We start from the raw sequence: 9243 nt of genomic DNA on the forward strand, positions 1-9243 counted from the left end.
TGATTTTCATTAGCGAGAGGTGTCGCCGTGCCGTGGATACGCTCAACTGCGGTGATGCGACGGGTATACGCTCCGCAGGTGAGGATCAACAGGGTCGCCGGTAGCGACCACCGTCGGGAACCCACGGACGCCTCGACAGTTAGCTTATGCAATGCTAACTTCAGCCGAGTTGGCATGGGAAACATGAGCTACAAGGGGGCCGCCCGAGCATGGACAACGGGGACGTCAGCATGCTGGTGACCCGCACCGGCGGCCGCCGGGTGGACAGCGACATCGTCAGCCGCTTCGCGACCTGCTGCCGGGCGCTGGGCATTGCGGTTCACGACCGGCAACGCCCCGCGGATCTGGCCGCCGCGCGCACCGGGTTCGCCGCCCTGACCCGGGTCGCCCATGACCAGTGCGATGCCTGGGTCGGGCTGGCCGCCGCCGGCGACACCTCGATGCGGGTGCTGGAGTCCGCGGCGCGGACCGCGCCGACCGCGGGTACGTTGCAGCGCCAGCTCGATCTGCGGCGCGGCGCGCTGGGCTTCCGCTACGACACCGGGCTGTACCTGCAATTCCGGGCAACCGACCCGGACGACTTCCAGCTCGCCTACGCCGCGGCGCTGGCCGACACCGGGTCGCCCGACCAGTTCGCGGCTGCGCACGACATCGTCGCCGAGATCGCCGAGCGCCGGCCGAGCTTCACCGACGCCCGCTGGGTGGCGGCCGCGATTCACTACCGTGCCGCGCGTTGGTCGGACGTGGTCAAGCAGCTCACCCCGATCGTCAACGACCCGGCTCTCGACGAGATGTTCGCCCACGCCGCCAAGATCACGCTGGGGATCGCGCTGGCCCGGCTGGGGATGTACGCACCCGCGTTGTCCTATTTGGAAGAGCCGGACGGCCCGATCGCGGTGGCCGCCGTGGATGGGGCACTGGCCAAGGGGTTGGTGCTGCGCGCCCAGGACGACGAGGAGTCCGCCGCCGAGGTGCTGCAGGACCTGTACGCGGCCAACCCGGAGAATGAGCAGATCCAGCATGCGCTGCTGGACCACAGCTTCGGCATCGTCACCACCACCGCGGACCGCATCGAGGCCCGGACCGACCCGTGGGACGTCGACACCGAGCCCACCGAGGGCGATTTCGTCGACCCGGGTGCGCATGAACGCAAGGCGGCGCTGCTGCTGGAGGCCGAACGCGAACTCGGCGAGTTCATCGGTCTCGACGAGGTCAAGAACCAGGTGCAACGCCTGAAAAGCTCGGTGGCGATGGCCATTCGGCGCCAACAACACGGGTTGACGGTCGCCCAGCGCACCCACCATCTGGTGTTCGCGGGTCCGCCCGGAACCGGTAAGACCACGATCGCGCGCGTCGTCGCGAAGATCTACTGCGGTCTGGGCCTGCTGAAAAAGGAGAACGTCAAAGAGGTGCACCGTGCCGATCTGATCGGTCAGCACATCGGTGAAACCGAGGCCAAAACCAACGCCATCATCGACAGCGCGCTCGACGGCGTGCTGTTCCTCGACGAGGCGTACGCCCTGGTGGCGACCGGCGCCAAGAATGACTTCGGCCTGGTGGCGATCGACACCCTGCTGGCCCGGATGGAAAACGACCGCGATCGTCTGGTGGTCATCATCGCCGGTTATCGCGCCGATCTGGACCGATTCCTGGACACCAACGAGGGCCTGCGGTCCCGGTTCACCCGCAGCATCGACTTCCCGTCCTACACACCTGGCGAACTCGTCGAGATCGCCAACGTGATGGCCCAGCACCGAGACAGCGTTTTCGAGCAGACCGCGCTGAGCAACCTGGAGGCGTTGTTCTCCAACCTGGCCGAGTCGTCGATGCCCGACGCCAACGGGATCAACCGGCGCAGTCTCGACATCGCCGGCAACGGCCGGTTCGTCCGAAACCTGGTGGAACGCTCCGAGGAGGAACGCGAGTTCCGGCTCGACCACTCGGATGCGGCGGGCACCAATACGTTCACCGATGAGGATCTGATGACCATTACCGCGACCGATGTCGGTCATTCGGTCACGCCGCTGCTGCGCGGCCTGGGCCTGTCGGTGTCGGCATGAGCGGCGCACAGCCGGACCCCGCGGACGGCGAACGCCGGTCCTTCGCGTCGCGCACCCCGGTCAACAACAACCCCGACCAGGTGGCCTACCGGCGCGGCTTCGTCACCCGACACCAGGTGTCGGGTTGGCGGTTCGTGATGCGCCGGATCGCCTCGGGCGTCGCCCTGCACGACACCCGGATGCTGGTCGACCCGCTGCGCAGCCAGTCTCGTTCGGTGCTGATGGGCGTGATTCTGCTGGTTACCGGGGTCGCCGGCTGCTTCGTGCTGTCGCTGATCCGGCCCAACGGCACGGTCGGCAACGACACCGTGCTCGCCGACCGCACCACGTCGGCGCTGTATGTGCGGCTCGGCGAAGAACTGCACCCGGTGCTCAACCTGACCTCTGCCCGGCTCATCGCCGGACGCCCGGTCAACCCGACAATGGTGAAAAGCTCTGCCCTGGACCAGTTCCCGCGCGGCAGCATGGTCGGAATTCCCGGAGCGCCGGAACGCATGGTGCAATCAGCGGCCCGTGACGCGGACTGGACCGTCTGCGACGGGGTGTCCGGTCCGGCCACCGGGGTCAGCGTGATCGCGGGCCCGCTGCAGAGCGGTGGTGCCCGGGCCGACGCACTTGCCGCCGGGCGGGCGGTGCTGGTGGACAACGGTTCCAGCACCTGGCTGGTGTGGAACGGACGACGCAGCCGCATCGATCTCAAGGATCGGGCCGTCACCGGAGCACTGGGCATCGACGCCGACGCGGTCACCCCGCGGCCGATCGCGTCCGGGCTGTTCAACGCGATCCCGGAGGCGCCGCCGCTTGCGGTACCGGACATCCCCGATGCCGGCAGCCCGACGAAGTTGGCCCTGCCCGCCTCCGCGGTCGCCGGGGCGGTGCTGGTCACGCACGCCATCAGCAGCGCCGACGGCGCCGCCGACAACGGCACCCGGCAGTACTACGCGGTGCTGCCCGATGGGCTGCAGCCGATCTCACCGGTGCTGGCGGCGGTGTTGCGCAACGCCAACTCCTATGGGATGGACGAGCCGCCGTCGCTGGGCGCCGACCAGGTCGCCAAGCTGCCGGTGTCGCGGATGCTGGACACCACGCGCTACCCGGAGAAGCCGGTCACCCTGGTCGACGCCGTCAGTGACCCGGTGATGTGCGCGCACTGGAGCCAGTCCAGTGGTGCGTCCACCAGTGCCCTGACGCTGCTGTCCGGGTCGGTGCTGCCGATGGCCGACAAGGCGCGCACCGTCGATCTGGTCGCCGCCGGCGCGGACGGCACGGCGACCCGGGTCGCCTTGACGCCCGGCAGCGGCTACTTCGCCCAAACCGTCGGGCAGGGGCCCGCTGCCCAGCCCGCCGGCTCGTTGTTCTGGATTTCCGACACCGGGGTGCGCTACGGCATCGACGGCACCGAGCACTCCAAAGCCGTTGAGGCGCTGGGTCTGACCGCGCCCGCCGTACCCGTCCCCTGGTCGGTGCTGTCCCTGTTCGCGCCGGGTCCCGCGCTCTCGCGCGACGATGCCCTGGTCGCTCGCGACTGGGTGTCCCCCGACAACCGGCCCGCCCACCGGGTCGCAACCGAGCAGGAGGCCGCCCGATGAGCCGGCTGATCTTCGAGACGCACCGCCGGCTGCCGCGGCCGCGGATCCGCGAGGGCACCATCACCATCGAGCCGCCGCCGGAGTTGCCGCGGGTGATTCCGCCGTCGATGCTGCGGCGGGCGCTGCCCGTGGTGATCGTGGTGCTGATCGTCGGGATGATCGTGGCGCTGGTGGCCACCGGTATCCGGATCATCTCCCCGCAGACCCTGTTCTTCCCGTTCGTGCTGCTGTTGGCGGCCACCGCTCTGTACCGCGGCACCGATAACAAGATGCGCACCGAGGAAGTCGACGCCGAGCGCGCCGACTATCTGCGTTACCTGTCGGTGGTCCGCGACAACATCCGAACCACCGCCGCCCAGCAGCGGGATGCCGCGCAGTGGTCGCATCCGGACCCCGACCAGCTGGCCTGCGTCCCCGGTTCACGTCGGCAATGGGAGCGCGACCCCCGCGACGACGACTTCCTGGTGGTGCGCACCGGTCGGCACTCGGTACCGTTGGCGACCACCCTGCGGGTCAAGGACACCGCCGACGAGGTGGACCTGGAGCCGGTGTCGCACAGCACATTACGCGGTTTGCTCGACACCCAGCGCACCGTGCACGACGTGCCGATCGGAGTGAACCTGGCCCGGGTATCCCGGATCACCGTGCTCGGTGAGGCCGACGAGGTCCGCGCCGCGATCCGCGCCTGGATCGCGCAGGCGGTCATCTGGCATGACCCGACGATGCTCGGCGTGGCGCTGGCCGCCCCCGAACTCGAGAGCCCGCAGTGGTCGTGGCTGAAATGGCTGCCGCACGTCGACATTCCGGGCCAACTCGACGGGGTGGGCCCGGCCCGCTACCTGGCGCCCAACCTGGACGCGCTGGCAGCCCTGCTGGGTCCGGCCCTGGCGGACCGGCCCGACTTCACCGGCGAGCCCGCCGATGCCCTTCGGCACCTGGTGATCGTCGTCGACGACCCGGACTACGACCTCAACGTCTCGACCTTGTCGGCCGGCTGGGCCGGGGTCACCGTCATCCAGCGCTCCACCACCGCGCCGAACCGCGAGCAGTACTCCGACCCGGAGCGGCCGATCCTGCGCGTGAGCGGGGGCGCCATCGACCGGTGGCAGAGCGGGGGCTGGGAACGCTACGCCGACACGGCCGACCAACTCGGCATCGAGGAGGCCGGGCACCTGGGCCGGCGGCTGTCCCGATGGGACTCGAACCCGACCCACGCCGGCTTGCGCTCGGCAGCCACCCGTGGCGCCACCTTCACCACGCTGCTCGGCATCCCCGATGCAACCCAGCTCGATGTGTCCTCACTGTGGTCGCCGCGGCGCCGCGAGGACGAACTGCGGGTTCCGATCGGCGTCACCGCGACCGGTGAGCCGCTGATGTTCGACCTCAAGGATGAGGCCGAAGGCGGCATGGGCCCGCACGGCCTGATGATCGGTATGACCGGTGCCGGCAAGTCGCAGACGCTGATGTCGATCCTGTTGTCGCTGTTGACCACTCATTCCGCTGACCGGCTGATCGTGATCTATGCCGACTTCAAGGGTGAGGCCGGCGCCGACATCTTCCGCAACTTCCCGCAGGTCGTGGCGGTGATCTCGAACATGGCCGAAAAGAAGTCGCTGGCCGATCGCTTCGCCGACACACTGCGCGGTGAGGTGGCTCGTCGCGAGCTGCTGCTGCGGGAGGCGGGCCGCACGGTTCAGGGCAGCGCATTCAACTCGGTGACCGAATACGAGGCCGCCGTCGCTGCCGGACACGACCTGCCGCCGATCCCGACCCTGTTCGTCGTCGCCGACGAATTCACCCTGATGCTGGCCGATCACCCCGAGTACGCGGAGTTGTTCGACTACGTCGCACGCAAGGGCCGCTCATTCCGGATCCACATCCTGTTCGCGTCCCAGACGCTCGATGTCGGAAAGATCCGTGACATCGACAAGAACACCTCCTACCGGATCGGGTTGAAGGTGGCCAGCCCCAGTGTTTCTCGGCAGATCATCGGGGTCGAGGATGCCTATCACATCGAGTCCGGCAAGGAACACAAAGGCGTGGGCTTTCTGGTGCCGGCCCCCGGCGCCGCGCCGATCAAATTCCGCAGCACCTACGTCGACGGCATCTACGACCCTCCGCGGGAAGCCAAAGCGATCGTGGTGCATTCGGCTCCGGAGCCCAAGCTGTTCACCGCCGGGCGGGTCGAAGGCGACTACGACACCTTGCCTACCGACGCCGACGAGGACGAGTTGGTCGGTCCGCCGCGCAAGTTGATCGCCACCATCGGCGATCAACTCGCTGACTGCGGGCCGCGCGCACCGCAACTGTGGTTGCCGCCGCTGGACGACGCGATTCCGCTGTCCGCGGTGCTGTCGCGGGCCGGCGTGGTCGCCGGGCAGGGGCGCTGGCCGCTGGGCGAGATCGACAAGCCCTTCGAGATGCGCCGCGATCCGCTGGTGTTCGATGCGCGCTCCGCGGCCGGCAACGTGCTGATCCACGGTGGCCCCAAGTCGGGCAAGACGACCGCGCTGCAGACGTTCATCATGTCCGCGGCCAACCTGCACTCGCCGCGCGAGGTGACGTTCTACTGCCTGGACTACGGCGGCGGTCAGCTGCGCGCGGTGGAAGACCTGGCCCATGTGGGCAGCGTCGCCTCTCCGCTGGAACCCGAGCGGATCCGGCGGACGTTCGGTGAGCTGGAGCAGCTGTTGCTGTCCCGGCAGCGTCGCGAGGCGTTCCGGGATCGCCGGGACAGCGCCTCGGCGCTCGACGACGGTTTCGGCGAGGTCTTCCTGGTCATCGACAACCTGTACGCGTTCAGCCGCGACAACACCGATACCTTCAACACCCGCAACCCGCTGCTGGCCCGGGTCACCGAGCTGGTCAATGTCGGTCTGGCCTATGGGATCCACGTCGTGATCACCACGCCCAACTGGCTGGAGGTGCCGCTGGCGATGCGCGACGGGCTGGGTCTTCGGCTGGAGCTGCGGCTGGCCGACGCGCGGGACAGCAACGTGCGGGTGGTGGGTGCGCTGCACCGCCCGGCCGAGTCGGTGCCCGCGGACCAGCCGGGCCGTGGCCTGACCATGGCGGCCGAGCACTTCCTGTTCGCCGAACCGCAAACCGAGCAGATCGGTGCGATCAATGCCCGCTACCCCGGCACCAGCGCACCGCCGGTGCGGCTGCTGCCGAGCGAGCTGGCGCCCGACGCGGTCGGCCCGCTGTGCACCGGCCCGGAGCGCATCGTCATCGGGCAGCGCGAAGAGGATCTGGCGCCGGTCGAGATCGACTTCGCCGAGAACCCGCTGCTGATGGTGTTCGGGGATGCCAAGTCCGGCAAGACCACCCTGCTGCGCCACATCATCCGCACCATCCGTGACAACGCCCAGCCGGATCAGGTGGCGTTCACCGTGCTGGATCGGCGACTGCATCTGGTCGACGAGCCGCTGTTCCCGGACAACGAGTACACCGCCAACCTCGACCGGGTCGTCCCGGCGATGTTGGGACTGTCGGCGATCATCGAGGGCCGCCGGCCGCAGGCGGGTCTGTCCGCGGCCGAGCTGTCCGGCTGGAGCTTCGAGGGGCACACCCACTATCTGTTGATCGACGACGTCGACTCGATCCCCGACACGCCGGCCATGTCCGGTCCGTATGTGGGACAACGGCCGTGGGCCAACCTGATCGGATTGCTGGCCCAGGCCAGCGACCTCGGGTTGCGGGTGGTGGTCACCGCGCGTGCGTCCGGGTCGGGACATACGTTGATGACCAACACGCTGCTGCGCCGGTTCAACGACCTGCAGGCGACGGCGCTGATGCTGTCCGGCAACCCGCAGGACGGCGGCAAGATCCGCGGGCAACGGTTCAGCCGACTGCCCGCCGGACGGGCCGTCCTGTTGGGCGACAGCGACGCCGCGACTTACGTCCAGCTGATCAATCCGCTCGTCGACCAGCGGTTGGCGCGCTGAGAGAAAAGGAGTATCCGCAATGACGTTACGTGTGGTTCCCGAAGGCCTGGCCGCGGCCAGTGCCGCGGTCGAGGGATTGACCGCCCGGCTGGCCGCCGCGCACGCCGCCGCCGTGCCGGCGATCACCGCGGTGATTCCGCCGGCCGCCGACCCGGTCTCGCTGCAGACCGCCGCGGGGTTCAGTGCCCAGGGCAGTGAGCACGCCGCCGTGGCCGCGCAGGGAGTCGAGGAACTCGGTCGCGCCGGGGTCGGCGTCGGCGAGTCCGGCATCAGCTACGCCGTCGGCGACGCCGCGGCCGCGGCAACCTACGGCGGCGGGCTGTAACCAGTGCCGTTCGCGCCCGTGGGTCCCGTATGGATCGCTTCACCGCCGGAGGTGCATTCGGCGTTGTTGAGTAGCGGTCCGGGTCCGGGTGCGCTGCTGGCCGCTGCGAACGCGTGGGTAGCGTTGAGCGCCGAATACGCCTCGGTGGCAGAAGAACTCACCGGGGTGCTGGGTGCGGTGCAATCCGGGGCCTGGCAGGGCGAGAGCGCGGAGACCTACGTCGCCGCGCACACGCCCTACCTGGCATGGCTGGCCCAGGCCAGCACCGCCAGCGCCGGGACCGCCGCGCAGCATGAGGTCGCGGCCGCTGCCTACAGCACTGCGTTGGCCGCTATGCCGACCCTGCCGGAGTTGGCGCTCAACCACAGCATTCATGCGGTTCTCAGCGCGACCAACTTCTTTGGCATCAACACCATCCCGATCGCGCTGAACGAAGCCGACTACGTACGGATGTGGATTCAGGCTGCCACCACGATGACCGGCTATCACGCGGTCTCCGGTGCGGCACTCGCGTCGGCGCCCCGCACCGCCGCGGCGCCGACGGTGGTGAAGGCCGACAGTGCCCCCGCCGCCGACGCCGCCCCGGGATCGGACTTCTTCACCCAGCTGTTCAACCAGCTCATGCAGCTCTTCCAGCACCCCGAACAGGTGCTCGCCGAGATCCTCGCGAACCCCTCGGCGTACTTCCCGCTGCTGTTCTTCCTGGGCTACGAGGCGTTCTTCATCCCGTTCGGAACCACCTTCTGGTCGGTGCTGCTGGCCTCGCCGGCGCTGGTGCTACCGCTGGTCCTCGGGCTGGGGATCACCGCGCTGGCACCGGCGGACGGTACACCGGCGGACTCGCCGGCAGCGCCGCAACCGGCGCCGGCCTCGGTGCGCGCTGAGCAGTCCAACCTGATGCCGGTCGGACTCGGTGGCGCGGGCAGCGCACCCGCGACAGCGGGTGCCTCCGGTGGTGCGGCCGCGACCGCGGCGGGCGCACCGGCCCCGGCGGCGACCGCCGCCGCATTCGGCTACATCGTCCCGGGAGGCTTCCCGGCATCCGGAGTCGGCCCGACGCTCACCGACCGTGAAGGTGCCAAGGCCCCGGCGGCCCGGGTCCCGGCCGCCGCCGCGGCCGTTCGGGTTTCCAGCCGGGAGCGGGCCCGGGAGCGGCGTCGGCAACGGGCCGCGGTCAAGGACTATGCCGACGAGTTCATGGACCTGGACAGCGACGCGCCGGTTCCTGATCTCGACCAGGAACGCGCTGCTGCCTCGGGTCGTGGTGCGGGTGCGTTGGGTTTTGCGGGGACGGGGCGGAGTTCGCGGGTGGGGTTGGCGGG

5 protein-coding genes are annotated in these 9243 nt (G+C 69.4%); all 5 read left to right on the forward strand.

The genetic code is table 11. The features are described from left to right. The first annotated feature begins 209 nt into the window (after nt 1–209). Nucleotides 210–2060: a type VII secretion AAA-ATPase EccA gene (gene eccA, locus AC5Y36_RS24015; protein WP_500043474.1), complete on the forward strand. Its 1851-nt coding sequence runs from the start codon at nt 210–212 to the stop codon at nt 2058–2060. After that, nucleotides 2057–3649, forward strand: coding sequence for a type VII secretion protein EccB (gene eccB / locus AC5Y36_RS24020; RefSeq protein WP_500043475.1), 1593 nt, complete (start codon nt 2057–2059; stop codon nt 3647–3649). Before eccA ends, eccB begins: the two co-directional genes overlap by 4 nt. Further along, nucleotides 3646–7596, forward strand: a complete 3951-nt coding sequence (eccCa, locus tag AC5Y36_RS24025) for a type VII secretion protein EccCa (protein ID WP_500043476.1) — start codon at nt 3646–3648, stop codon at nt 7594–7596. Before eccB ends, eccCa begins: the two co-directional genes overlap by 4 nt. 19 nt (nt 7597–7615) lie before the next feature. Then, entirely contained in the window at nt 7616–7921 is a 306-nt protein-coding gene (locus tag AC5Y36_RS24030) for a PE family protein (protein WP_500043477.1), read from the forward strand. 18 nt (nt 7922–7939) lie between these two features. Next, nucleotides 7940–9243, forward strand: a 1304-nt coding sequence (locus AC5Y36_RS24035) for a PPE family protein (protein WP_500043478.1), incomplete at its 3' end; no start/stop codon positions are given.

It is taken from the genome of Mycobacterium sp. NGS50 (assembly GCF_059812545.1).

Coding starts and splice junctions, on each gene's coding strand:
- eccCa (WP_500043476.1), top strand. CDS start 3,646: ATGAGCCGGCTGATCTTCGAGACGCACCGCCGGCTGCCGCGGCCGCGG.
- eccA (WP_500043474.1), top strand. CDS start 210: ATGGACAACGGGGACGTCAGCATGCTGGTGACCCGCACCGGCGGCCGC.
- AC5Y36_RS24030 (WP_500043477.1), top strand. CDS start 7,616: ATGACGTTACGTGTGGTTCCCGAAGGCCTGGCCGCGGCCAGTGCCGCG.
- eccB (WP_500043475.1), top strand. CDS start 2,057: ATGAGCGGCGCACAGCCGGACCCCGCGGACGGCGAACGCCGGTCCTTC.